Genomic DNA, 25,043 nt, shown 5'->3' with positions numbered 1-25,043 from the left:
TGGCGCCACGCAACGGGCACGCAAGCCCGACTGCTGGCAAAATTGGCAGATACAGCATTGCCCGCTCGGCAATACTTTGCATACGGCTACCACGCGCATCTTACCGTGATAGCCACACGAATTTACGGCTCAAACTTTAAGCACACGCTACAAAAGCTGTCCTTTAAGCTGCTCAAGCTGTTACGGCGGTACCCGTGCACCGGCCGGAACGCCGTGCGGCAGGTGCAGCATCTATACCCCACCGCAGCAAGCAGCGCCCGAAAACACTAGGTTTGTTGTTATGCCTCGCTCCGCTACCTCTGCTCGTTTGTTGCTGTTGCTGCTGCTTTGCCTGATGCACCTAGGCCAGGCGCAGGCGCAACGCAAATCCAAAGCCTACTTTCCGCCGGCCAACAATTGGGAGCAGCGTCGGCCCGAGGCCCTGGGCCTGGACCCGGCAGCGCTGCAAGAGGCCGTGCAATACGCCATTGCCAACGAAAGCAAAGCCCCGCGCGACCTGCGCGACGCGCATTACCAAAGCGCATTCGGGCGCGAGCCTTTCGGCTACCCCATCGGGCCGATGAAGGAGCGCGGCGCTCCCACCGGGCTCATCATCAAAAACGGCTACATCGTGGCGCAATGGGGCGAGCCGCAGCGCGTCGACCTCACTTTCAGCGTAGCCAAAAGCTTCGTTTCGACGATGGTAGGCCTGGCCCATCAGGATGGCCTCATTCGCAGCCCCGACGACAAAGTAGCGCCCTACATGGCGCCCATCATCCCGTTCAACCCCTGGAACACGCCCGCCAACAAAGCCGACGAGCTGGGCCAGCAGGATGTAATTGAGTTGTTCGGCACCGAGCACAACCGCCTCATCACTTGGGACCACCTACTGCGCCAAACCTCCGATTGGGAAGGCACGCTGTGGGGCAAGCCCGATTGGGCCGACCGCCCGCAGGGCCCCGCCAACGAATGGCGCACCCGGCCGCGCAACGCGCCCGGCTCGGTGTACAAGTACAACGACACCCGCGTGAACGTGCTGGCCCTGTCCATCATGAACGTGTGGCGCCGCCCGCTGCCGCAGGTGCTCAAAGAGCGGATTATGGACCCCATCGGCGCCTCTAACTCGTGGCGCTGGACGGGCTACGAAAACTCTTGGGTGGTAATGGATGGCGTGCCCATGCAGGCCGTAAGCGGCGGCTCGCACTGGGGCGGCGGTCTGTTCATCTCGGCGCTCGACCAAGCCCGCTTCGGCTACCTCACCTTGCGCAACGGCCAGTGGAACGGCAAACAGCTAATTGCGCCCGAGTGGCTGAAACTGGCCCGTACGCCCACGCCTGCGCAGCCCACCTACGGCTTCATGAACTACTTCCTGAATACCGACCGCAAGCTGTACCCCAGTGCCCCCGCCACGGCTTTCGCCCACCTAGGGGCCGGTGCCAACATCGTGTACGTCGATCAGGAAAACGACCTTGTAATTGTAGCGCGCTGGATTGAGGATAAAGCCATGGACGGCCTTATCCGACGGGTGCTGAAAAGCATGGGCAAGTAACTTTGCCGCCCTGTTCCGCAGGCTCCAATTCATCAGCCCCAAACTCCCGCCCCGCATGAATTTGTTTGTAGTTGGAGATGTGCACGGCTGCTACCACACCTTCGAGGCTCTGCTGCAGCACTGGAAACCCGCCGAGGAACTGCTGATCCAGGTGGGCGACCTGGTCGACCGCGGCCGCTACAGCCCCGAGTGCGTGCAGCTGGCCCGCGAGCTGGAGGCGCAGCACCCCGGCCACACCGCCTTTTTACTCGGCAACCACGAGTACGAAATGCTAATTCACTACGGCCCCGATGGCCCCAACCGCAACTGGTTAAGCTGGGGTGGCAAAAGCACGGTGGCGCAGTACAACGGCCGCCCCAACCTGCTGCGCGAGCACCTGGCCTGGCTTACCCAGCGCCCCATGGCCTGGGAAAACGAGCACGTGGTGGTAAGCCACGCCGGCATAGCCGACACCGCCGACCCCTTCGACCCCGACAACACCGACGGCATCCTGTGGCGCCGCGGTCCTTTGCGGCACCTAGGCAAGCGGCAGGTGGTAGGCCACACCCCCACCGACAACGGCCGCTACTACCACGACACTGCCCACGACGCGCTTTACATCGACACCGGCGCCTACCGCGGCGCGTGCCTCACCGGCCTGCGCCTCGCCCCTACCGGCGACATCCTAGGTCAGTTTTCGGTGCCTACCGTTGCGCTCGATATTGCCTAGGTCGTTTTACCTGCTGATCCGAAAGCACATGCCCGCTCCTGCCTCCTTCGACATGGCTGCCGCCCTGCAACACCTCAGCCAAGCCGACCCTATTTTGGCTGCGCTTATTGCCCAGGGCCGGCCCGTCAAACCCTCGGCGCACGAAGACCTGTACCTGGCTTTGCTGAAGGCCGTGGTGAGCCAACAGATTTCCACCAAGGCCGCCGCGGCCATCTGGCGCAAGCTCGAAGGCCTGTTCAAGCCCGATGGCTACCCCGAGCCCAACGTGCTGGTACACCTCTCCGACGACGAGCTGCGCGCCGCCGGCATCTCCAGGCAAAAAGCCGGCTACCTGCGGGCCATTGCCGAGTTTGCCCTGCAAGGCCAGCTCGATCATGCCCACCTCTCGCAGCTTGATGAGGACGCCTTTACCCAGCACCTCACCCAAATAAAAGGCGTAGGCCGCTGGACGGCCCAGATGCTGCAGATGTTCGCCCTCGATCAGCCCGATGTTTTCGCTGAAGGCGACCTAGGGATTCAAAATGCCATGCGCCGCCACTACCAGCTCGAGGAAACCGGCCGCGCCCTGCTGCGCCGCATGACGGAACTGGCCGGACCGTGGCGCCCCTACCGCTCGCTGGCCTGCAAGTACCTGTGGCAGTCGCTCGACAACGAGCCGGCGAAGTAGCTCCATTGGCATAGTGCGCTAGACTTGTCATTCCGAGCGCAGCGAGGAATATGGGTGCGAACTGCCCGGCGGGTTGTCGTTCAAAGCACTGCCCCAGATTCCTCGCTGCCGCTCGGAATGACAATTCAGGATGCGTTACTTCTGCGCCTGCTCTTCCTTTTTCTGATCAAGGTAGGTCACGATCATGGCAATGAAGATACTCACATAGGGCAGCACCATGCCAATGAGGAACCAGCGCCAGAACGGCTTGCCCTGGGCGATGTACGTGGTAATGAGCGCGCTGAAAAACGTGAGAACAACGCAGATAATCAGTAACGGAAAGTCAATCATTTCGGGAAAGGAAGCTGGCTAGCGCACTTTGCCGCGCTTTACCAGGTAAGCGTACAGCACCCGATCGAACGGCTCGCGAATATCAACGGGTACAAAATCGATGCGGTACTGGCCGCAGCGCTCGGCCAGCTCCTTGGTAAACTGCTGCATGGCGGCGCGGTATTGCTCGCGCACTTGCGCCGGGCTCAGCTTCACCCGTTCGCCGGTTTCTACGTCCTCAAACACGTAGGGGCGCTCGGCAAATTCGAATTCGGCCTCGGTGGCGCGGTCCATCACGTGGAACAGCAGCACCTCGTGGTGCTGGTGGCGCAGGTGCTGCAACGCGGCCAGCGTATCGGCTTGCTTTTGTTGGCTGCGCCCGAGCATATCCGAGAAGATAATGACAAGCGAGCGTTTCGGGATTTGCTGCGCAATCTGGTGAATTACGCTGGCTACCTCGGTGCCGCCGCGCTCGGTGGGGGCCTGCCGCTCCATCAGCTGCTGCAGCTGCAGCAGCAAGGTGTGGCGGTGCGTGCTGGTAGAGCGCACGGGCGTTTGCAGCTCTACTTTGTCGGAAAACGTAACGAGGCCCACCGCGTCGCGCTGCTTTTGCAGAAGCGTAGCCAGCGCCGCCGCGCACAGCACCGAAAAGTGCAGCTTGTCGTTGCTCGGCCGCGGGTAGTACATCGACGACGACACGTCGAGCAGGATGTGGCAGCGCAGGTTGGTTTCCTCCTCGTAGCGCTTCACGAAAAGCTTATCGGTGCGGGCCAGCACTTTCCAGTCGAGGTGGCGCGTGCTTTCGCCGGGGTTGTAGAGGCGGTGCTCCGAAAACTCCACCGAAAACCCGTGGTACGGCGACTGGTGCAAGCCCGTGATGAACCCATCGACCAGCTGGCGCGCCAGAAACTCCAGGTTTTCAAACGAGCGGACGGCAGCTAAATCGAGTGGTTGAGAAGCCATAGCAACGGATAAAGCAGGTGCGAAGCAATACAGACTGCGAAAGTAACGCGCAAGTTGCCGGGCGAGTGCCCGCCACGGCCGAGCTGCCGCGGAAATGTGCCACGCCGAGGGCCAGGAAATTGGCCTTAAACTTGGCTAGACACTATTTTTAGCAATAAATTTTCATATACGGCGCCTAACCGGTAGCTTTAGCCGGAGAATTTTCAATCTTCTCAAAATAACCCAATAAATTTTCCATTTCTTCATCTTTAAGCTGGACCCCGTGGAAGACCGCTACGAACAGGACGAGATTTATTCCCAGCGCATTAAAGCCGGCAAGCGCACGTACTTTTTCGACGTGAAGGCAACGCGCGGTCAGGATTACTACCTGACGATTACCGAAAGCAAGCGCCGCCTCCGCGACGACGACACTTTCTCCTACGAGAAACACAAGATTTTCCTGTACAAAGAGGACTTCTTGAAGTTTGCCGATGCGCTGCAAGACGCCATCGACTACGTGCGCCAGGAGCTGCTCACGCCCGAAGAAGTAGCCGAGCTCGACCGCCCCCGCCCTGCTTTCGAAGACCCCAACCGCTACGACGGCCCTGCCTATACGCCCGACAACTACTAAGCTTTACAACATCCCTCTTTCTCACGCAACGCGCTTCCGCCGCGGCTCCGGCCCCGATGGTAGCGCGTTGTTGCGTGTATAGCGCTGCATGGTACTCGGTACTGGCGCGTGCGGCGCTAAGGTGGTACCAGGCACCCCTTGAACGCGTAGCTGCGCGCTGCCGGATGGCGGCTTCTGGCCGCCCGCGGAGTGCCACTCCGCGCCACACCTAGGGCCACGGTGCTAACCCCGGCCGGGCTTCGTACCTTTGCCCCCGCATTGGGCCCTAGGTCTGATTCAGCACTCAGCATCCAACATTCAGAATTATAGAAAGACATGGGTCTTCGCTGCGGTATTGTCGGGCTGCCTAACGTAGGTAAGTCTACCCTGTTCAACGCGTTGTCGAACGCCAAGGCCGAATCGGCCAACTACCCTTTTTGCACCATCGAGCCCAACGTGGGCGTGGTAACCGTGCCCGACTCGCGCCTGCAAGTGCTGGAGGAAATCGTGAAGCCCGAGCGCGTGGTGCCCACCATTGTGGAGTTCGTCGACATTGCCGGTCTGGTGAAAGGCGCCTCTAAAGGCGAAGGCCTGGGCAACAAGTTCCTGGCCAACATCCGCGAGGTTGATGCCATCATCCACGTGGTGCGCTGCTTCGACGACCCCAACATCGTGCACGTAGCCGGCGGCGTTGATCCTGTGTTCGACAAGGACGTAATCGACACGGAGCTGCAGCTGAAAGACCTCGAAAGCATCGACAAGAAGCTGCAGAAGTCGGAGCGCTCGGCTAAAAGTGGCGACGCTGTTGCCAAGAAAGAGGTTGCCGCGCTGCAACGCTTTAAGGCGCACCTGGAGGCTGGCAACAACGCCCGCTCGCTCGATGCCTCGGAGGAAGAACTGGCCGCGGTAGAAGACCTGCAACTGCTCACCATCAAGCCCGTTATCTACGCTGCCAACGTTGACGAAGCCAGCATCCCGGCCGGCGGCAACGCTTACGTGGAGGCTCTGCGCGCCCACATTGCCAACGAAAACGCCCAGGTAGTGGTGATTTCGGCCGCCATCGAATCGCAGATTGCTGAGATGGACGACCCCGAGGAAAAAGCCATGTTCCTGGGTGAGTACGGCCTCACGGAGTCGGGCTTGGATAAGCTCATCCGCGCTTCGTATGACATCCTCAACCTCATCACCTACTTCACCGCGGGCGTGAAGGAAGTACGCGCCTGGACCATTCACCGCGGCGACAAAGCCCCCGCTGCCGCCGGCGTTATCCACTCTGACTTCGAGAAAGGCTTCATCCGTGCCGAGGTGATTAAGCTCGACGACTACGTACAGTACCGTTCGGAAGCCAAGATCAAGGAAGCCGGCAAAATGGCCGTGGAAGGCAAAGAATACGTGGTGCAGGACGGCGACATCATGCACTTCCGCTTCAACGTGTAAGCAGTTCGCCCTAGGTCGTTATGCCGAGCGCAGGCTAGGTAGTAACTTAAACGCCCCGGCCGGTATTCGGCTGGGGCGTTTTGGTTTGGTGCCTAAGGTTGTTGCTGTCGTGCCGTATGGCTGCCGAATCATGGTGGCAACTCGGGCGTGCCTTATACCTTTATAACGAAGCAATTATCAAGGTAGCCGATGCGAAAAACATTATTCCTGCTGGCCGGCTTGCTGCCGTTTACGGGCCAGGCGCAGCACAAACTACGGCCTTACGCGGGCTTGCATGCCAGCGGCGATGCCCAGATGTACTACTTGGGGCCGTCGGGCCAGCTGGGGGCCGATTACCGGTTTAACCATGTGCTGGGCGCCACGGCATATGTGCATTACTTCCGCCGCAAAATTGACCGGGCCAGCGGCGCCAGCTTTGAGGATGGCCGCTTCGATTGCCGCACCGTTGCGTTGCTGGCCCAGGTGCACCTAGGCGCCAAGCCCGAGCGGGGCCTATTTGCTGCCGCCGGGGTGGCCGCCCAGCGCCTGGAAGATGAATACCGCGCCGACTGGACCGGTGGCTGGCACACGGTGCGCCGGAACGTGCTGCCGGCGTTTCGGTTGGGCTACGCCTTTCCGGTGGGCCCGCACCAGCTAACCGCCGAGCTGAACGCCACCGGCCCCTACCAGGAGCGCGACGCCTACGGCACCTACACCGAGCTGATTACGCAGCTTAGCCTGGGTACGCGCTTGGTTTGGTAGGCGCAGGAGCGGCTGCCGTTAGCGGCCCACCACCTTAAACAACTGTCCCTTCGAAAGCTTATCGCTCTGCTTCATGCCGTTGAGGATAGCCATTTCCTCGTAGCGGCGGCTGGGCACGCCGTTGGCGGCCAGGGCCTGCGCCAGCGTTTGAGTGCCGGTAGCGGTTTTGATGCGCACGCGCTCGGGCTGGCGGTTGATTTTATTGGCATCGGTGAGGCGGCGGAAACCTTGCGCCACGCGCTGGAACGTGGGGCCGTAGGAGCTGAAGGTGCTAGGCGCGCTCATGCCTACCAAGGCATAAATGGTTTGGCCATCCTGAATGAGGTAGGACAGCGTACGGGCCGTAATGCCCTGCTGCCCCTGCTGGTTCTGGCCAATTTGGTCGCCTTGCACGGCAATGGCCGGGAAGCTGTTGATGGTGGTGCGCGAGGCCTGCGCGTTTTGCAGCTTCAGCTGTTCGGCCAGGGCTTGGGCGGCTTGGTCGAGGGAGTTGCCGGGAGCTAGCAGCAGCACCTGCACGGCCTGGCCGTTGGGCTCAGCCATCTGAAATTGCTGCGGCGAGTTTTGGGTTTTCCAGCCCTGCGGCACCGGGAACTGAAACTTCAGCTCGGGGTGGTAAAAGGCCCCGCCCTCCACGTAGCCCTGGCGCGGGTCGTCGCCGTAGGCCAGCCCGTCGATCATGCGCAGGTACTGGTCGCGGTTGACGGCCAGCTGGCGGCCGGCTTGCTGCTCGGCTTGCACGGCCATCTTTTTCACGTTCTGGTAGCGGTCGGCCGAGTTCGGGTGCGACGACAGGAACGTGGGCACCGTGGCAGCGCCGCTGCTTTGCTCGGTGCGCTGCAAGGTCAGAAAGAAATCGGCCATGGAGGCCGGGTCGTAACCGATTTTGCTGGAGTACTTCACCCCAAGCTTGTCGGATTCGTTTTCGTCGTCGCGGCCGTACTTCAGCAGGCCCAGGCCCGCCACCTGCGACAACGGCTGGGCAATAGACGCGACCCGCCGCGACAGGATTGAGCCCAGGATGAGCGCCCCGTTGGCCACGGTGGAGCGGGTTTGCTGCTTCTGGCCGTGGCGCGCCGTAATGTGGCCGATTTCGTGGCCGAGCACGCCGGCAAACTGCGCCTCGTTGTTGAAGTGCGCCATGATGCCGCGCGTAAAGTATACGTGGCCATCGGGCGTGGCAAAGGCATTGATGATGGGCGAATCGACGATGGTAAAGCCTTTCACATCGGCGGGGCGGTCGGAAATGCGGCCCATCTGCAGGCCTTTCTCGTCGATGTAGCTCTGCAGCTTGGCGTTGTCGAGCAGGCCGAACATGGCTACCACCTGCGGATCGGGCTGCGCCCCCTGCACGGGTACGCGCTTGGCCGGAGCCGGAGCGTAGAGCGCGGGGCTGGTAGAGCCCGCCAGCGGCAGCAACAAGCCGAGCAAGGCCAAAGGCCGGAGTCGGCGGAGCAAGTTGTTATGCATATGTGTGGAAGTACTTGGGGTGGGTAAGTGGTTACAAGTGCAACTATGCCTGCAACGGCCCAGGTGCGGGCTAAGGTTACGCGTGCCGGTACCTAGGGCCACGGCCCTAGGTGCACGAGCCATAACAGTGGCCGGGGCACCTGGGCGTTTGCCAATACCGGGCCAACTGCTTTTTGCCGTACTTGCAGGCTGCTCCACAGTCACCATGAACATTCAGCCCATCCTCGACCATTTTCAGCAGCTCAGCCCCGAAGAGCAAACCAAGGAAGTTTACGCGCATTTCGGGCTGGCGGTATATTTCGGCCAGGCCGTGGAGCAGCAGCTGGCCAACATGCTCATCTTCGATAAGCTGTTTCAGGTGAAGCCCGAAACGCCGGAGCAGTACAGCGCTATTTTTGAGGAATACGCCGCCGCCGACAAGCCCGCCGACATTCTGGCCGTGGAAACCCAGCTGGCCTACCAACTCGCCGATGCCGACCGCGACGAGCTGCAGCGCCTGCTGGTATCGCGCCGCTACCTGGCCGACACCTACTTTAAAGTACACGCCCAACGCCTGCTGCAACCCGAGCAAAAAAGCCAACTGGTAGCCGATTTCGCCCGCTTTCAGGCCCGCTGCCGCGCCCTGCACGACCGCCTGCAGCGCTATCAGCAGCAGTACGTGGAGCGTACTGGCGTAGAGGCAGAGCTGATGCAACAAACCTGGGCAACCGTGGTGCGCGATTCGCAGCGGGTGCTGGGAGCCAGGGCTTAGGGCTTAGGGCTTAGGGCTTAGGGCTTAGGGCTTAGGGCTTAGGGCTTAGGGCTTAGGGCTTAGGGCTTAGGGCTTAGGGCTTAGGGCTTAGGGCTTAGGGCTTAGGGCTTAGGGCTTAGGGCTTAGGGCTTAGGGTGTATGGCCGACCTAGGCCGCGGGTTGCGCCGCTGCGCACCTTTTTCTTGGTCTCAGTACCCAACACTACCTACTCAATACCAACTACTCCGCACCCATCAGCCGCTACCTCCGAAACAGGCCCGGCTGGCTTTGGCGCACTTGCGAGCCGTTTACCTGCAGTGGGCGGTAGCCGATGAGCAAATCGGTGCGGGTGCCGGGCGGGCGGTAGTACACCAAAATATCGTACTGGTTTTGGGTGAGCTGGTAGCTGCCCTCGAAATAGCCCGCATCGGGGGCGCTGCCGGGCTGGCCCACCACGTAGTAGTAGTTGTAGTAGCCCTGCTTAAGCAACGCCCGGCCGGTATAGAGCTGTTGGGCGGCGTTGTAGGTAAGCTTGAAATCGTCTTTCAGCTTCCAGTCGGTGAGGGCGCCGAACACGTACACGGGGCCCGGCGCCACGCTGGGGGCGCGCAGCTGAAACGTTGTCCAGACATAATCAGCGTTGGTGGCGCCGTTGCCGTATTCGCGGCTCTCGAACACGCGCTGCCCGTCGGCATCTTCGTACTGCGTGTAGGCGCGGCTGGCGCGGGTTTCTTCGGGCAGCAGCAGCACCTCGCGCGGGGAGGCTTCGATATTGAGCTGAGCTACGCCCAGGCCCGCGGTTCGCAAGGAGCGTAAATCGGCGAAGCGAAACTCGTTGAACGCCGGAAAGGCATTCTCGAAGTTGAAGTACTGGTAATCGAGCTGCTGCTCGGCATCGCGCACGAAGGTGGGCCGCAGGTTGTACTTGGCGTTGTCCCAGCGGAAGTTCTGGCGCAGCACCACCTTGGTTTCCACGGCCGGGTTCACGAGCGGGTAGTTGCCGTAGCGAATGGCAAAATCAATTTGCTGCATGGTGTAGCGGGCGTTGCCGCCGGGGGCCAGCCCAGGCTGCGCGGCCACTTCCACGAGGTTATCAAACACCAGCAAGCGCCGCGACAACAACGGCTGCCGGGTGGTGCCATCCTGCACCACCAACAGAAAATTGCCCGAGATTCTTACCGACGGAATGGGCAAGCGGTAATGAAAATACGGTACCTGCGTACCCACCGAAGTGCGGTACTGCGTGAGGTTGAACTCGTTGATTTCGTTGAGAAACTGCAGATCGGTGAGGACGGAGGGCGTCCAGTCGGCGTTGCAGTGCACGAGGCGCGCCGTGAGGCGGCGGCTTTGGCTACCCAGGATGTCGAACTCCAGCACCATGCTGCCGCTACTCGCGAGCGGCACCACCGGCGGGTTGAAGATTTCGGTGGGCTGCCCGGTAGCGGCGTAGCACTGCACGCTCTGCACGTCGGGGTCGTAAACGGCATCCTCGAAGCGCAGCTGCTGGTTGGCCCTAGGTGCCTGCACGGCGCTGCCCTGCCCGGGGCGTCCGGCGTTGGGGTCGGTGATGGGCGTGCCCAGGGGCACGCAGGCCGGGGCAGCGGATACGGCGAGTAGCAGGGCAACGGTGGAGATGCGCATGTTGCGAAGGTACGGGCGGCGTATGTTATCCTGCTATTCGTGCTACTGCTATGCGCGGCCTCAAGGTACAGCCCGGCCACCCTCAAAAACTACCGCACGGCCTTCCAGCAGTTGCTTGCCTACCACGCCCCGCGCCTGCCGCTGGAGCTGAGCAAACAGGACGTGCTGGATTACCTGGCGGCGCGCGTGGGGACCGGTATTTCGGAGACGTACCAAACAACGCCATCAAGTTTTACTACGAGCAGGTAGAAGGCCAGCCCCGGCAGCACTACGCCGTGCCCCGCCCCAAGCAGCCCCTGACCAATCCGAAAGTATTGGCCAAAGTGGAGGTGCGCGCCCTGCTGGCCGGCACCGACAACCGGAAACACCGGGACATGCTGATGCTCGCCTACGGCCTGGGCCTGCGGCTGAGCGAAGTGCTGGCCCTCACCCACCGACATCGACAGCAAACGAATGGCGCAGTATGTGCGCGGCGGCAAGGGCAAAAAAGACCGCGACCTGCCGCTGCCGGTGAGTTTACTACATTTATTGCGCAAGCAGTACCGGCAGTTTCGGCCCGTTACGTTCCTATTTGAGGGGCAGCAGCCGGGCGAGCCGTACAGCGAGCGAAGCCTGCAGCAGCTGGTAAAACAAGCCGCCGCGCGGGCCGGTATCCGGCGCCCCGTCACGCTGCACATGCTACGCCACTCCTATGCCACGCACCTGCTGGAAGCCGGGACGGGTATCCGGGTCATCCAAGATTTGCTCGGACACGCCAGTATCAAAACCACCGAAATCTACACCCATGTCGCCCAACGCAACCGCCCGGCCTCTCCACTCGACAGCCTAGGCTTGTAATCCTTCCGGCAGCGGCAAGCGCGCCCGATTGGTATGCTAAACGCTACTACCCTTCGGTTTAAAAAGTTATTAACTCTACTTTCACGAAACCGGCTAGCGTTAACAAGAGCGTTAGGCGAAATTGAATGAGCATTTCATAAGTTTATCAACGACGATATGCACAGCTTTCCCGAATTAGCATATAGATGCGCTACGTTCACACTTACAACTTTGCAAGAAGTGGAAGACAAAACAGTTGAGGAATTGCAAACAAGTGCAGTGACACCATTAGTCAAAACGCTACAAATGGTTCGACTAGACAAAATAATTTTCGCTGTCGGAATATTTTCAGTGTTCGAAGCGCTTTTACAAGACAGATTAAGTTGCAATAACGGCTTTGTCGAAGCAAAGAACATTTTAAAGCAAGCAGGTCAGGCAACTCTTTTGCAAGAATTCACAGACATCGAATTAGCCATTAATGCTTTGAAACACGGGCAAGGAAGAAGTTATAATGCTTTAGTTGCGAAAAATGGAGGGACGTTAACCTCGCAAGTCAAGAAATCTACAGAAAATTTCTTCAATGAGGGGGATGTTTCTGAAGTAGCCGCCTTAATTGACGTCGATGACAAATTTATAAAAGGCTGTGTTGAAGTAATTGATAAAGTATCGAAAGTTATTGAAGATAACCGCCCTGGCATTTTTTTGTAGTCGTCAAAACAAACATCGCCTTACACCGGTTTTGCGACATGGTGGCTGATAAACAAGTACTGAACGATTGTAATACTATTAAAATTTAGTAACAAATTTAAACTGACCCAACACGGAATGCCACGACATCGCAAAGCCCTGTTCCGTTGGCGGTAAACAGCTGATATATCTTTTCAAAAAATCAAAAGCCCCGCCGGAAGCTGCTGCATCCGGCGGGGCTTTTGTATTGATGTGACGACGGCCAGTTGGCCAGGTGTTTTCAGCTATAGCTTGCCTTCCAGCACTTCTACTTTCTCGGCCAGCTCGCTCCACTGGTCGTTCACCTTGCCGAGCTCCTTCTTCACCTGCTCAAACTTCACGGTGGCGTCCTTGAGCTGGGCGGCGTTGTTGTAGATGTTCGGGTCGGCGAGCTGTTTTTCGTAGCCGGCCAGCTCCTGCTCCAGCTTGCTTACGCGGGCTTCTACTTCCTGCAACTGTTTGCTTACCTGCTTTAGCTCGCGTTGGGCGGTTTCGCGCTCCGATTGGCTCAGTTCTTTTTTCACCTCCACGGGCTTGGCTTTGGAAGCAGCCGGCGTATTCAGGCCAAGCTTTTTGGCTTCTTTGGCGCGCTCTTCCTGCCACTGCTCGTACTCGTGGTAGGTGCCGGGGTATTCCTTCAGCTGGTAGTCCTCGATGTACCAGATTTTAGTGGCCACGTTCTCCACGAAGTACCGGTCGTGGCTGATGACCAGGAAGGTGCCCTCAAACTGATCCAGGGCCTGAATCAGGATGTTTACCGACTGCATGTCCAGGTGGTTGGTCGGTTCGTCGAGCAGCAGGAAGTTGGCTTCCGAAATCAGCGTTTTGGCCAGGGCCACGCGGCTTTTCTCGCCGCCGCTGAGCACCTTAATCTTCTTGAACACCGAGTCGCCGGTGAACAGGAACGAGCCCAGCACCGTGCGCAACTCCATTTCGGTGCGCTTCGAGCCGGCCTGCACCATCTCCTGCAGCACCTCGTTGTCCACGTTCAGGCTTTCGAGCTGGTGCTGGGCATAGAACGCCATAATCACGTTGTGGCCCAGCTGGTGCGTGCCCGCCGTGGGCGCTTCGGTGCCCGACACCAAGCGCATCAGCGTAGACTTACCCTTGCCGTTGGCCCCGATCAGGGCAATTTTGTCGCCGCGCTCGATGTGCACGTTCGTATCGCGGAAGATGATCTTCTCGCCGTACTTCTTCGTGACGTGCTCCATGCGCAGGATGTGGCGGCCGGGCTGCACCGAGAAGCGGAACGAGAAGTTGACCTTGGCCGCCTCGGGCGCTACCGAGTCGATGCGGTCCATCTTGTCGAGCATCTTCTGGCGGCTCTGGGCCTGCTTGGCCTTGGAGGCCTTAGCCTTGAAACGCTCGATAAACCGCTCGGCCTGCCGGATGGCCGCCTGCTGGTTTTCGTAGGCCCCCTGGTGAATCTCGTCGCGCAGGGCTTTTTCCTCCATGTAATAGGAGTAGTTGCCGGCGTAGGGCACCAGCTTGCCGCCCGTCACCTCCACCGTCATGTTGGTAGTGTTGTCGAGGAATTCGCGGTCGTGCGATACAATGATGACGGCGCCTTCGTAATCGGCCAGGTAGTTCTCAATCCACTTAATGGAGGGCAAGTCCAGGTGGTTGGTGGGTTCGTCCAAGAGCAGCAGCGAGGGTTGCTGCAGCAGAATCTTGGCCAGCATCACGCGCATGCGCCAGCCACCCGAAAACAGCTTCAGCGGCTTCTGCAGCTCTTCGGTGGTAAAGCCGAGGCCTTCCAGAATCTCCTCCGTGCGGGCCTGCATGGTGTAGCCACCTAGGGCCTCGAAGCGCTCCTGCAGGGCAGCCAGCTTATCCACGAGGTCGTCGGTGTAGTTGTTCTCAAACTCCAGCAGCACCTCGTCGATCTTCTTCTGCAGACCCAGGGCCTCCTCGAAAGCCTGCATGGCCACGATCAGAATCGGCTCGTGCGAGTCGTAGCTAAGCAAATCCTGGTTCAGGAAGCCCAGCGATACGTCTTTGCTCATGGATATGCTGCCGCCGTCGGGCTTGTATTCGCCCACCAGCAGGCGCAGCAGCGTCGATTTGCCCTGACCGTTCAGCCCGATAAGGCCGATTTTGTCTTTGGGCTTGATATGCAGGTTGGCGCCGTCGTAAAGCGTACGGGCACCGAAGTGAAAGTCGAGGTCGGAGATGGAAATCACGTAATCCGCATTAGGAGCCAACAGAAGCACTTTTTACGGCACTTAGTCAGCATTCAGTCAGCTACAGCGGCCGTACCCCAACTTTTGAAGCCCAGCCGCGCCGCAAAGGTACGAAACCCCGCCCGCGAAAAAGTTGTGCCCCGTCCTAACAAACACGATGGCTTAACCATATATGCACCAAACAGCAACACCACCGACTGAGGCTCCCCAATGGGAGCCTTTTTTCGTTTTCCACTATCGGTAAACGCGACACCATGCAGCAACACCACCGCCAATTGATAGAGGATACCCTGTACCGCATGCAACGAATTCAACCGGCAGAGTTGGCGCCCGTCCTGGCATCCCGCTACGAGCGTCTAACATTCGCCGTAGCCCGCGAAGAACTGCAAGCCTTAGCCGATACTCTCTCCCGCCTTTCCGTGGCCGTGTCAGGCTTTATTATGGCCGATGATTGGCAGCGCCAAGAAAATCATGCAGCCGAAGAAACCCGCCGCAACACCAATGCCGCAACTGGCGCCCGCCGCCTTACTGTTGCCGAGGTAGCGCAACGCCTGAGCATCACCCCCGCCAAGGTGTACAAGATGATAGAGGCCGGACAACTACCGGCCCACAACCTCAATGAGAAGAGCACAAATCAAAGGGCGTGCTGGCGAGTTTGGGAAACGGATTTGCCAACGTAAGAATCCTATGAAACGGCCGTGAAGCACCCACAGCTTTTTTTGAGCTACGAGCAATAATGTATCAGTTGCCCAACAAATACTATTGCTAAGCATAGAAAAACACGAAAATCGGCTACTTCCCTCCGAAAAGGCCCCAAATTCTCGTTCGATGTCGGAATGTTTGGTGTGTAGTACTTACTCTCACACCAACTTAAATGCTAATCAATGACGGTATATCTGTACCGAATAATCACACCCTTGTTCTTGACAAACTTGCTTTAGACTTAGAGCCTGCATCCGGGCAGCTTGGATACTCTGAACTAACTAGATTGTATCCATCACAAGGGCGCTCTATTTTAGTTAGCCCTGAAATAGTACTCCGGCCGCTTAGGAAGCCTGACACTTATTTTCATTATCGCTTCGATATCTGGATTAACAATCGCAAAGTTGGCATTCTACATACGAATGCTCATGATTCATCCAATCGGGCAATCGTAAGATTACGATTTGAAAACGAGGTTTTTTACACGGAGCCTGGATGGCATTACTACTACCTACATATTTGCGCCACGTTTGGGCTTTCATTTGTGAAAATTAGCACAATGGAATTGGCTCTTGACATGGCCGGCAATTTATTGAAGGATTTAAGCTATATCTACAGGCACTCGACTTGGATAAAACAAAATCCTGAAGCTTGGTTCAAGCCCGCGCAGCACTCTTTAAGATGCTTCCATGGAGATGAGCAGTTTATTTTTGGTCGTGGCGTCTTCCAAAATGGCTCTTGTGGCAAGCAGGTAACAGTGTACAACAAAAGCAAGGAAATCCTCCACTCGCAGAAGCACTATATTACTTCATTTCACCGTCGCAACGGTCTCGATGTTGGCGCCACCATCGAGCGAGTCGAGGTGCGGCTAGTACGTCGGTATCTGCGAGCTTTTCAATTCGGCCCCGACGAACTAAATGACACGATGCAGCTCGAACGGCTATTCCGCAAAGCATTAGGCAATGCCTTAATAGTTGTTGATACCAGAGAGTTCGAGCGCGACAAGCACCGCAATAAACGTTACCGCAGATACAACTTATTGAATCTAGATGCTTTGAATGGCGAGCCTCCAGCTATGGCGCCAGCAAGTTCTACCCGCAGAACCAAAGACTGGCTTAACCGCGTAACCTTGAAGGGTGCTGTTCATCGGTATGTTGAAATGGGCTCGGGTGTGGAGAGGGATTACATTCTACATTTCATTAATTCCATGCCCATCCCAATGGGAGCTTCCTCGTGGTTTGATTTGCTAGCTAAGTATGCGGAGTCCTACAATGGGGCGCCGACGCAAGAAGCCATGACTCGTCAAGTCAACATTGAACATGTATTTCGTTGCCTAACCCCTATTAACAACCTGGGTTAACAGTACGATACCACCATGGCGTAAAACACCTTGTTCCTAACCCTCAATTAATGTTGTTTTTTTGCACTTATACCGATGTTTTATTCATGCAGGCAATATAGCACAGGTGTTAATCAAAGCACACTGAATATAATAGGACAGCAAAATACGCTCATATCCCCCTCCTCCCCCCAGGATAGGCCGGGGCAGTGGAAAATGTAGGACCTACGCACACATCACCGAGAAATAAATTCCGTTTTAATTTTTAAACATTTATAAAAAAGGGCAGCTCTTCAGCCGCCCTTTTTTTATACTGCAATCTGCTTTGCCTTTGTTACTTTCCCTGGCTCGCTGGCTAAACGACGGTATTCCTCGAATAGATATTCTAATCTGCTCAATTCAGTTGGGAATGCGGCGCCACGGTAGCACAGGTCAACAGCTTTGTCTAGTTGCTGGTGGGCCTTTACCAAAGCCGGAGGCATGGTTAAAGGGTCGTAGAGGGTGGCTAGGCTCTCGGTAGGGAATTGCGCCCGCGCCGCTAGCACTTGCCCGGCCGCGGCCTCTACGGCGGCTACCTGCTTGGGCGTGGGCGAGGCGGGAAAGGGGAAGTTGTTGTAGACGAGGTCTTTTGAATAGCGGAAATCACTTTTTAGACGGCCACAGATTTGTCGTACCCATGCCATGTGCATAGCGGACGTCATTACCCCGAACTGATACAAGTTAGCATCTGGCACTATCGAACAGCTATTGTTCGCAATACAGTGAGGTTCAATAAAACCAATTGGTATATATCGCCTTGACTCGGATGAGTGAAGTGGAATAACCAAGTAGGTACTGGTCGGCTGCTTGGTATCACGAAATAAGCTGGGTACTAGTGCAAATTTCCGGGTAGAGGGAGCGGTGCTGGATTCCCGAAATTCTTTTACAAGCTTAATTCGCTTTTGAACCAAGGGCAACTCCTTCAGGTCTGTAGGGGTTGCATCAACTAGCCATAAGCACCATCTATGCTTATTATTTAGGAACTCATGGGCGCCTATGAGGGGACGAATAAATTTTCCGGCTAATGGTTCTGCTGATAATAACTCCTCTTTTTCCTGCTCATCCAGTATTAGGTTCCCACCGTCAAGAGGCATATTGCCGAAGCGCATTGGTGCAATCTGTGCTAAAGGTTTGCTACGGCTTGCAACTACAATATTACCTGCATCAACTAGGTAAGGGTTGATGTTCTTGACGCGCAACTCTTGCGGCTCAGACCGAGGGGTTACGTAATCAAAGAGCCGACAAACAGCAGGAGCATCAAGCCCGAATCCTACGATAATGCAAAACACGTTGGCATTTCCGCGCGCCTCATTGCTCCATTTAAAGGTGCGGTGTGCAAACTGAATGTGAATGCCGTAGCGGTTAAGCATTTCGCCCCACAAGATGCTTACCTGCTCGCCCTGTGTGATGCTGTTGGTGCTTACCAGAGCTACTTTCACGGCGGTGCCTTGGATGTACTGCGCGGCTTTGAGGTACCACGCGGCTACGTAATCGAGCACGCCCGCGCCTTGCAGTTTTGGCCCCGTCACTGCCAGTAACTCCTTGCGCTGCTGCTCCGTCATCAGCTTCGAGCCAATAAATGGCGGATTACCCAGGATGTAGGTCAGCTGGTCTTTCGGCGCTACCTGCTCCCAATCAGTGGTCAGCGCGTTGCCATGTATAATTTTGGCAGTCCGCGTGAGGGGCAAACGCAGGTAGAGGTTACCAAAGGCTTCGGAGAGGCGCAGGTTCAGTTGGTGGTCTATCAACCACATGGCCACTTCGGCAATGCGGGCCGGGAATTCCTCTACCTCAATGCCGTAGGCTTGGTCTACCTGCACGCGGGCATACAATGCTAAATCAACGGTCTGGCCTTTGGCTACCTGTGCGGCGAACTGGCGCTCTAGGATTTCCTGCTCCAGCAGGCGCAACTCGCGGTAGGTAACAACCAAGAAGTTGCCGCAGCCGCATGAGGGGTCGAGGAAGCGCAGTTTTTCGAGGCGCCGGTGCAGCTGGTCGAGCTTCTGACGGTTTTGGCCAGCGGCGGCCAGCTCTTGACGCAGCTCGTCGAGAAACAGCCCCTGAATTACCTTCAGTATGTTGGCTTCAGACGTGTAGTGGGCGCCTAAGTTGCGGCGCTTTATGGGGTCGGTTACGGATTGAAACAGTGAGCCGAAAATGGCTGGCGAAATGCGCGACCAATCGAAATATGTGCAGCGAATCAGCTGCTCCCGCAGGGCCGCATCGAAGGCCGGAAATGGGAAGAACTCGGTGAAGAGGGAACCGTTAACGTAAGGCAACTGCTGCAAGTGCGCGGGTAGCTGTCGCTGCCGGTCTTGCGGGCGTTGGTCGAGCACTGAAAACCATTGGGCCAGCTGGGTGCCCACGTCGGAGCCATCGTCCCGGGTGTGCTCTTCCAGAAAAGAGCGGAACGCGTCTTTTTCGAAAATGGCAGTGTCTTCGGCAAACAGGCAGAAGAGAATTCGCACCAACAACACCTCAAGCTTATGGCCTGTGTAACCGCCGCGCAGCAAGGCGTCGTGCAGGTCGCCCATCAGCTCGGCCGCCCGGATGTTGGCGGGGTCTTCGGCTTTATACTGGCGCTTCTGGTAGCCCGTCAGGAACGAGAACAGGTGTAGGTGCTGGTGCAGCTCTTCGAGCGGAAAGTCGAAGCTGGTCTCTTCATCGAGGTCGTAGAGACGGAAGCGGGCGAAGTCGGAAACCAAGATGTACTTGGGCAGCTCGTGGTCTTTGAGGCCGGGAAAGTAGTCTTTGGCCTGCTGCACGGCTTTGTCGAGGTCTTTGCCCCGCGATTTGTGCTCTACTAGCAGGGTGCCTTTCCAGAGCAAATCAATAAACCCTTGCTGCCCCGATAGCTTTTTAACGGGCTCTTCGAAAGTGGCCACGCGGCGGCGGTTTATGCCGAACACATCGAAGAATTCTCCCCAGAACGCCTTGGCTTCGGCGTGCTCTCTGGTTTCGCCTTGCCACTCCTGCGCAAAGCGAATAGCACGGTCTTTAATCTCGAATAGGCTTAGTGCCACAGGTCAAACGGTATCAGGTAAAAGCGGGCAGCAAGTTATGGTGTCGCTACCATCTTTTTTACAAGAAACCGGTTGGATTTATACTTGGACACTCCACTCAAAATCCCATGAAATAGGCGCCCCACAGCAACAATTTATTCATGCGGTAGCCTCTCCCGCTGCTCCAAAACGAAAAAAGCCACCTTACAGTGACTTTTCCTCTGCAACGTGGCTAGCACGGCGCCTCACCTTTCCCCACAACCATCTGAGAAAGCTTTCCCATGCTTTATGAAAACGATGGTAAACAATGGCGGCTAGCCCTCCATAAAGCACGGCCTCTTCCCAACGCCAATGATGCTGCATGAACGTTTGCCCAACCTCGTTAGCCCATTCTGCAAATCTTGGCAGTACTCTTACCAGCACCTCCCATACTACAAGCAGCATCCATACGGCTGAAAGCAACCCGCCTACTACTGAATAAACTTGAATGGCGTAGTTCTCGAAGCTCTTTTTCATGCCCCAGTTGGGTTCCGTTTGCGGAGCACTAGATATGCCACAAGCAACACCAGTAAGACTTCAGCAAATTTCCATTCGTGATTGAACCCGACTCGAATAGCAGTAGTAAGCGCCGCCCACATTTCGGAAGGGCCGAAAATCATCAGCCAGTAGATAAAGGCGATAAGTGCGCAGCCAGCAGCAAGTATTAGGGGTACCCCGACCATTAGAGTGAGGATATAGCTTACGATAGCCCCGATTCGTTTCATGGACTAATATTAACTCTGAAAGGTTACAAACCCGCTATTGCTGTATTGCTCCACTAAAAAGCCCCGTCGCCATGGGCAACGAGGCTATTGAGCTTGTATTCGTAGGGCTTAGAATTCTAGTAGCCCACGGGTATCGTACACGCTGCCTTCTTTGCCGGTTTTACCTTTCAGCTTGTCCCAAAATTCTTGAGCCGCTTCAGCACTGTCGAAGGCTACAACCGCGTCCAAGTGCTCGCGCTGCATCTGAATAAGCACACTGGTTTTGCTAACCCAACGGGCGCCTACGATGTAATTAGGATTGACTAAACGAATGCCGTTCTCTGTTTTGACTTCAAGCATGATTGGATGGTTGGTTTATTAGTGTAGAGCAAGCTACCACGAATAAACCCGCAACAAAACAGCTTAGAAACCGGCCATTATAGCGTTTCCCCCCGTTTCGGTGTCCACGTACCGCACAAACGAGCTGAGGTCTTTGTGGCCCGTCCAACTGCGAATCTTGAATTCGGGAAATCCTTTGGCAAGGCAGAGGCAAACAAACGTCCGGCGCCCTGCGTGCGAGGTTACGTGCTGCCAGCGCATTTCCTTAACCTCCCCTCCTTTCGTACGCCGCACTTCCCGCCCTCCGCTGTAGGCCATGGTTTCGAAAGGCACATGTAACGAGGGGCAACGTTGGGCTATTTCTAACAGCCGCGCATTGTACAGAGCCAAGTCAACCGCCTTCATTCCCTTGGGATACTTCGCCAGTACGGCGGCTGACTTTTCGTTCAACGGAATGGCAAGGTTATCCCCGGTTTTCTGTGTGGTAATGCGCAGCACACCCCCGCTTACGTTGGTAGGCTTCACCCTAATAGCATCACTGTAGCGCAACCCTGTAGAAGCGCAGAGCACGAATAAATCCCTGGCATACTCTAATCGAGGGTTATCAGACAAGTTCACCGCCCGCCACTCATCAAACTCTTGCTCACTCAGCGCGAAAATCCTTTGGTTGTTGGGAGCATCCTTCTGCTTTGTCCGGTCGAATCGGTACTCCCGAAACGCCACATTCTTGCACGCTCCCTCCCGCACGAAATGGTTAAGTACCGCTTTGAGCTTTGCCAGCCGCGTGCGAATGCTGCCGTTTAGCATTCCATCTGCCAGCATAAACGAATTAAGTTCCCCGAACAGCTTGTAATCGAAAGAGTCGAACGTAAGCCGGATACCCCGCGCCGTTTCGAATTCCCGCAACAGCGTGCGCAGCGGCTTCAACGTCCGCACCGTGTTGTTTTTAGCAGTCTTCTGTTTTACCGATGCCTCTGACTCTATTTGTAAGGCGTCAAAGCACTGCCAGAAGTCCCGCCTCTCACCTTTTTCCACGTTGCGAGGCGCCTCAAACCGCTCCGCTACCCAATCCAACGGCGGCAGCGCCTTGAATTGCAGTTGGTGAAGCTGAATCAATCCGTCTAACTCCGTTCTCACCTTGTCGATATCGGAATTCCGGGCGGCTACGGTAGCGTTATGCTCTGCCCACTTGGCTACCTTCTGGCACGGCACCACCTTCCCATCTTCAAAGCCATCCGGTAGCACCTTTACGCCGGTCGGGAAACGCTTGGGCTGCCGTTGGTAGGTGTACTGCACATAGACGCTGGCAAACCCGTGCTTATCGAGGTTGCGGAGTACCACCGTTAGATTTCGGGAATTCGGCTTTTTGGGCATATATGCGCTGGCGCCCGCTTTTGTTAGACGCCATGGCAAGATAGCAGCCATTTCGGGAATTTAGTCAGCACTTAGTCAGCAAACAGAGCCTAGCAGAGTAGAACCGATTCCCCGATGCTCTCCTGCAAACCGCATAAACAAGGCAAAAACAAGGTTTTTGTAAACAGAGTATTTTATCATCCCACCATATTAGATTCGAGATGGAAATCATGTAGATACCTTGCAGCGCAGGAACGGCAAAGGTACGGCGTTTGGGCGGAGGGTTATTTACAGGCCCTTGCTAATCTGCTATTGCGCTCCAATTGGCCGCTTATCTAGTCCAAGCCGAAGCGGCTTTTTTACTTCCAGCACGGTTGTTTCGAATCACTGACTTACTTGTTTTTAACCGCTTACGTCTCCGATTCGGAAAGCAAAAACCCGTGTTCTACTCAGTAGAACGCGGGTTTTGCTGTTAGCATAAGAACCGGTAACCGGTTGCGCTATCAATGCTTAAGCACCACTGCCCGTATCGGGCCGGGGGCCGCTGCCGTAGCGTGGGTCGTCGTCGGCCCAGGCTTCGCGCTGCTCGTCGTAAGAGGCGTTTTGGGCGGCGGCTACGCCTTCGGGGTTCTGGTTTTGCTCTACGTGGCCAGGCTGCTGCGCAGGGTCGGCTTGGCGGCTTTCGCGGGAGTAGTCTTCGGTAGCAGACGAGCCGGATTTGCGGAATTCGCTGAACTCGTCGGGGTTATCGTTCGAGCCGTCGTTCACGCGGGCGTCGGTGCCGGGTTTGCGCGGAGCTTCGTCGTTGGGCTGGTGCGGGAAGTTGGGTGTGGTAGGCATAAGGCCGAAAGTTGGTATGAATGGGGTTGCAGCGCGCCCGCAACGAGGCGAACAATGCCGCTGACAGCTCCTTATACGAGCAATTGACGAGCTGGTCGATGGCCTGGCCTCACTTGTCTCGGCAGCGCAGTGTAGCAAGTCCTATGTTCTGCGCCAGATCTGCGCGTTGGCATTTGGCTGCCCAGTTGGCTTGCTGCTGTGCTTGCGTTTTATGTATCAGCAACATAACCCAATTCAGTCAATTGCATTTTACCAAAAAGCCCCTAACAAGCCCGACAGAAACAAGCCTTACGCAAACTGGCATTCTATGCTTGTAAGCTAGTCCGGTCTTTGATTAGTTAAAACGCATCAGCCACTATATAGATAATTATTATTGTGATTTTATAACTAGTTGATTGTACTGTTTTGATATGATTAGACAAATGCCTCACTTGGGGTATTCCAAATCCCTCAAGCTAAGCGCATGAAAAACAACCTATTCCACGTCGCTGCTATTACCACGACCTGCCTAGGTCTGCTATTTACCACCGGCTGCAACAAGCACGAGGTAGCCCCCGCCAGCACAACCGCACAGGCCAGCAATGCGGCCGCAACTTCCGGCGCATCGGCTTTTGTTCGGCGGGCGCACCAGTACATCATCCTTTCGGCTACCGATAAGCTGCCCGCCGACCTGCAGGGCAAAACGGCCTCGGCCAACGGCCAGCTCACGGCCGAGCTACCGGAAATAGGACTGGCCACCGCTACCTCCACCGATCCGGAGTTTGCCAGCAAAGCGGCCAAAATCGAAGGCGTACGCTCGGTTATCCACGATTTCAGCTACCAGGGCTACAACCCACAGCCTCGTACCCTCGATGCCGATGCCAGCGCTGCGGCCGCCGGCACGGCCCTAGGTAGCACCAACCCTTTCTTTGCCCTGCAGTGGGGTTTCGAGGCTATGCAGGTGCCACAGGCCTGGAGCAAGGGCGCCCGCGGCCAGAACGTGCGCGTAGCGGTGCTCGATGGTGGCTTCGATCTGCAGCACCCCGATCTGCAGGCAAACATCGTGGCCAGCCGCTCGTTTGTACCCACCGAGCCCACGCAATTTATGGGCATGGCCTTTAGCCACGGCACGCACACGGCCGGCACCGTAGCCGCCGTCGATAACAACCGCGGCGTGGTGGGCGTGGCGCCCGATGCCAAGCTGATACTGGTGAAAGTGCTGAACGACAACGGCTCCGGCTCGTTCTCCTGGATGATTAACGGCATTTACTACGCCGTAGCCCAGCAGGCCGATGTCATCAACCTGAGCCTGGGAGCGGCCGTGCCGCGCAACAACCGCTACCTCGACGACAACGGCACGCCCGACAACCCCGCCGACGACGCGCTGGTCAACGAAACCCGCGAGATTCAGGAGCTGCTGGTCGCCATCGGCAAAGCCACTAGCTACGCCCGCCAGCAAGGCGTAACGGTAATTGCCGCCGCCGGCAACGATGCCAACGACGGCAACAAAGACGGCAACCTCGTGAACGTGCCCGCCACCTCGCCGGGCGTGATTTCCATTTCGGCCACGGCCCCCATGGGCTGGGCCAACAACCTGCCCGGCACCAACCTCGACCGCATGGCCGCCTACACCAACTACGGCACCGCCGATGTCACGTTTGCCGCGCCGGGCGGCGACTACTCCTACCCCACCAACGAGCTGGTGAACTTCCGGGGCTTCCGCTCGAACGTGTGGGCTTTCGACATGGTGCTGAGCACGAACCGCGCCGGCGGCTACACCTGGTCGGCGGGCACGAGCATGGCGGCGCCCCACGCGGCGGGCGTAGCCGCCCTGATTATTGGGCAGCACGGCGGCCAGCTGGCGCCGGCGCAGGTAGAAGCCGCCCTGCGCGCCTCGGCCGACGACCTGGGCAAGCCCGGCCGCGACCCGTATTACGGCTACGGCCGCCTGAATGCCCTGCGGGCCGTTTCGCCGGTGCAGTAAGCGGCTCTTATCAGCCCGATAACACCCACAGCCCCCTAGGTCAGCAAGCCGACCTAGGGGGCTGTGGCATTCGGGGGCACCCCAAGCGGCCGGGCCATTGCCGTATTGCGGCAGATTCGCAGCGGGCAGCACAGCTATCCTCGGGCATTGTTGGATATTTGCCGCCGATACCCTTACTCTGTCAAATCTGCACGTTGCTGCATCAATGTGCTCT

General features: G+C 57.1%; 23 protein-coding genes. 12 read left to right on the top strand and 11 right to left on the bottom strand.

The window, feature by feature from the left end:
- The first annotated feature begins 280 nt into the window (after window positions 1-280).
- From OIS50_RS01910 to OIS50_RS01900, 3 genes are read left to right on the top strand one after another with little or no spacing between them, the layout of a single operon-like run.
- Window positions 281-1,528, top strand: coding sequence for a serine hydrolase domain-containing protein (locus tag OIS50_RS01910; protein WP_413617034.1), 1,248 nt, complete (start codon window positions 281-283; stop codon window positions 1,526-1,528).
- Window positions 1,529-1,583: 55 nt separating this feature from the next.
- The gene (locus OIS50_RS01905) at window positions 1,584-2,237 is read left to right on the top strand and encodes a metallophosphoesterase (RefSeq protein ID WP_264692642.1); all 654 of its coding nucleotides are present in this window, start codon (window positions 1,584-1,586) and stop codon (window positions 2,235-2,237) included.
- Between the two features lie 28 nt (window positions 2,238-2,265).
- Complete coding sequence (locus OIS50_RS01900) at window positions 2,266-2,904, top strand: DNA-3-methyladenine glycosylase family protein (protein ID WP_264692641.1); 639 nt, start codon at window positions 2,266-2,268, stop codon at window positions 2,902-2,904.
- 135 nt (window positions 2,905-3,039) lie between these two features.
- Here OIS50_RS01900 and OIS50_RS01895 read toward each other — a convergent pair whose 3' ends face one another.
- Together OIS50_RS01895 and OIS50_RS01890 are read right to left on the bottom strand one after the other, a co-directional pair.
- Window positions 3,040-3,234, bottom strand: coding sequence for a hypothetical protein (locus OIS50_RS01895; RefSeq protein WP_264692640.1), 195 nt, complete (start codon window positions 3,232-3,234; stop codon window positions 3,040-3,042).
- An 18-nt stretch (window positions 3,235-3,252) separates the two neighbouring features.
- The gene (locus tag OIS50_RS01890) at window positions 3,253-4,176 is read right to left on the bottom strand and encodes a DUF58 domain-containing protein (RefSeq protein WP_264692639.1); all 924 of its coding nucleotides are present in this window, start codon (window positions 4,174-4,176) and stop codon (window positions 3,253-3,255) included.
- Window positions 4,177-4,438: 262 nt separating this feature from the next.
- Here OIS50_RS01890 and OIS50_RS01885 point away from each other — a divergent pair, with 262 nt between their 5' ends.
- From OIS50_RS01885 to OIS50_RS01875, 3 genes are all read left to right on the top strand, one after another.
- Window positions 4,439-4,786, top strand: coding sequence for a DUF3276 family protein (locus tag OIS50_RS01885; protein WP_059069793.1), 348 nt, complete (start codon window positions 4,439-4,441; stop codon window positions 4,784-4,786).
- A gap of 315 nt (window positions 4,787-5,101) precedes the next feature.
- Window positions 5,102-6,202: a redox-regulated ATPase YchF gene (gene ychF, locus OIS50_RS01880; RefSeq protein ID WP_264692638.1), complete on the top strand. Its 1,101-nt coding sequence runs from the start codon at window positions 5,102-5,104 to the stop codon at window positions 6,200-6,202.
- Between the two features lie 189 nt (window positions 6,203-6,391).
- Entirely contained in the window at window positions 6,392-6,943 is a 552-nt protein-coding gene (locus OIS50_RS01875; protein WP_264692637.1) for a hypothetical protein, read from the top strand.
- 18 nt (window positions 6,944-6,961) lie between these two features.
- On the opposite strand, the gene OIS50_RS01870 is transcribed toward OIS50_RS01875, so the two are convergent.
- Complete coding sequence (locus OIS50_RS01870) at window positions 6,962-8,413, bottom strand: M48 family metalloprotease (protein WP_264692636.1); 1,452 nt, start codon at window positions 8,411-8,413, stop codon at window positions 6,962-6,964.
- Window positions 8,414-8,618: 205 nt separating this feature from the next.
- Between OIS50_RS01870 and OIS50_RS01865 the strand changes: the two genes are divergently transcribed.
- Window positions 8,619-9,164 carry a hypothetical protein gene (locus tag OIS50_RS01865; RefSeq protein ID WP_264692635.1) on the top strand — a complete coding sequence of 182 codons (546 nt, stop codon included), beginning with the start codon at window positions 8,619-8,621 and terminating at the stop codon, window positions 9,162-9,164.
- Window positions 9,165-9,404: 240 nt separating this feature from the next.
- Here the strand turns inward: OIS50_RS01865 and OIS50_RS01860 are convergent, their stop codons facing one another.
- Together OIS50_RS01860 and OIS50_RS01855 are read right to left on the bottom strand one after the other, a co-directional pair.
- Window positions 9,405-10,784 (bottom strand): type IX secretion system plug protein, encoded by a 1,380-nt coding sequence (locus OIS50_RS01860; protein WP_264692634.1) that lies wholly within the window; start codon window positions 10,782-10,784, stop codon window positions 9,405-9,407.
- A 170-nt stretch (window positions 10,785-10,954) separates the two neighbouring features.
- Window positions 10,955-11,263 carry a hypothetical protein gene (locus tag OIS50_RS01855; RefSeq protein WP_264694437.1) on the bottom strand — a complete coding sequence of 103 codons (309 nt, stop codon included), beginning with the start codon at window positions 11,261-11,263 and terminating at the stop codon, window positions 10,955-10,957.
- On the opposite strand from OIS50_RS01855, the gene OIS50_RS01850 reads away from it, so the two are divergent.
- Both OIS50_RS01850 and OIS50_RS01845 read left to right on the top strand, forming a co-directional pair.
- Entirely contained in the window at window positions 11,238-11,621 is a 384-nt protein-coding gene (locus tag OIS50_RS01850; protein ID WP_264692633.1) for a tyrosine-type recombinase/integrase, read from the top strand. The two genes, OIS50_RS01855 and OIS50_RS01850, sit on opposite strands and share 26 nt — an antisense overlap.
- A 156-nt stretch (window positions 11,622-11,777) precedes the next feature.
- Window positions 11,778-12,308 carry a hypothetical protein gene (locus tag OIS50_RS01845; protein WP_264692632.1) on the top strand — a complete coding sequence of 177 codons (531 nt, stop codon included), beginning with the start codon at window positions 11,778-11,780 and terminating at the stop codon, window positions 12,306-12,308.
- Between the two features lie 263 nt (window positions 12,309-12,571).
- Here the strand turns inward: OIS50_RS01845 and OIS50_RS01840 are convergent, their stop codons facing one another.
- Complete coding sequence (locus OIS50_RS01840; RefSeq protein WP_264692631.1) at window positions 12,572-14,509, bottom strand: ABC-F family ATP-binding cassette domain-containing protein; 1,938 nt, start codon at window positions 14,507-14,509, stop codon at window positions 12,572-12,574.
- Window positions 14,510-14,763: 254 nt separating this feature from the next.
- On the opposite strand from OIS50_RS01840, the gene OIS50_RS01835 reads away from it, so the two are divergent.
- Together OIS50_RS01835 and OIS50_RS01830 are read left to right on the top strand one after the other, a co-directional pair.
- The gene (locus OIS50_RS01835; RefSeq protein ID WP_264692630.1) at window positions 14,764-15,189 is read left to right on the top strand and encodes a helix-turn-helix domain-containing protein; all 426 of its coding nucleotides are present in this window, start codon (window positions 14,764-14,766) and stop codon (window positions 15,187-15,189) included.
- Between the two features lie 581 nt (window positions 15,190-15,770).
- Window positions 15,771-16,571 carry a hypothetical protein gene (locus tag OIS50_RS01830; protein WP_264692629.1) on the top strand — a complete coding sequence of 267 codons (801 nt, stop codon included), beginning with the start codon at window positions 15,771-15,773 and terminating at the stop codon, window positions 16,569-16,571.
- 287 nt (window positions 16,572-16,858) lie between these two features.
- On the opposite strand, the gene OIS50_RS01825 is transcribed toward OIS50_RS01830, so the two are convergent.
- The 5 genes from OIS50_RS01825 to OIS50_RS01805 form a co-directional block, all read right to left on the bottom strand.
- On the bottom strand, window positions 16,859-19,612 hold the full coding sequence (locus OIS50_RS01825; protein ID WP_264692628.1) for a class I SAM-dependent DNA methyltransferase: 2,754 nt from the start codon (window positions 19,610-19,612) through the stop codon (window positions 16,859-16,861).
- 183 nt (window positions 19,613-19,795) lie between these two features.
- A complete protein-coding gene (locus OIS50_RS01820; RefSeq protein WP_264692627.1) occupies window positions 19,796-20,107 on the bottom strand; it encodes a hypothetical protein in 312 nt (103 codons plus the stop codon).
- 356 nt (window positions 20,108-20,463) lie between these two features.
- Window positions 20,464-20,694, bottom strand: a complete 231-nt coding sequence (locus OIS50_RS01815) for a hypothetical protein (protein ID WP_264692626.1) — start codon at window positions 20,692-20,694, stop codon at window positions 20,464-20,466.
- 63 nt (window positions 20,695-20,757) lie between these two features.
- Window positions 20,758-22,098, bottom strand: coding sequence for a site-specific integrase (locus OIS50_RS01810; RefSeq protein ID WP_264692625.1), 1,341 nt, complete (start codon window positions 22,096-22,098; stop codon window positions 20,758-20,760).
- Window positions 22,099-22,536: 438 nt separating this feature from the next.
- Window positions 22,537-22,866, bottom strand: a complete 330-nt coding sequence (locus OIS50_RS01805) for a hypothetical protein (RefSeq protein WP_264692624.1) — start codon at window positions 22,864-22,866, stop codon at window positions 22,537-22,539.
- 463 nt (window positions 22,867-23,329) lie between these two features.
- Between OIS50_RS01805 and OIS50_RS01800 the strand changes: the two genes are divergently transcribed.
- The gene (locus OIS50_RS01800) at window positions 23,330-24,829 is read left to right on the top strand and encodes a S8 family serine peptidase (RefSeq protein WP_264692623.1); all 1,500 of its coding nucleotides are present in this window, start codon (window positions 23,330-23,332) and stop codon (window positions 24,827-24,829) included.
- The last annotated feature ends 214 nt before the right edge of the window (window positions 24,830-25,043 follow it).

The sequence above is a fragment of the Hymenobacter sp. YIM 151858-1 genome (genome assembly GCF_025979705.1).
Taxonomy (GTDB): domain Bacteria; phylum Bacteroidota; class Bacteroidia; order Cytophagales; family Hymenobacteraceae; genus Solirubrum.
The sequence above is the reverse complement of the archived record's forward strand: the minus strand, read 5'-3'. Positions and strand labels throughout refer to the sequence as shown.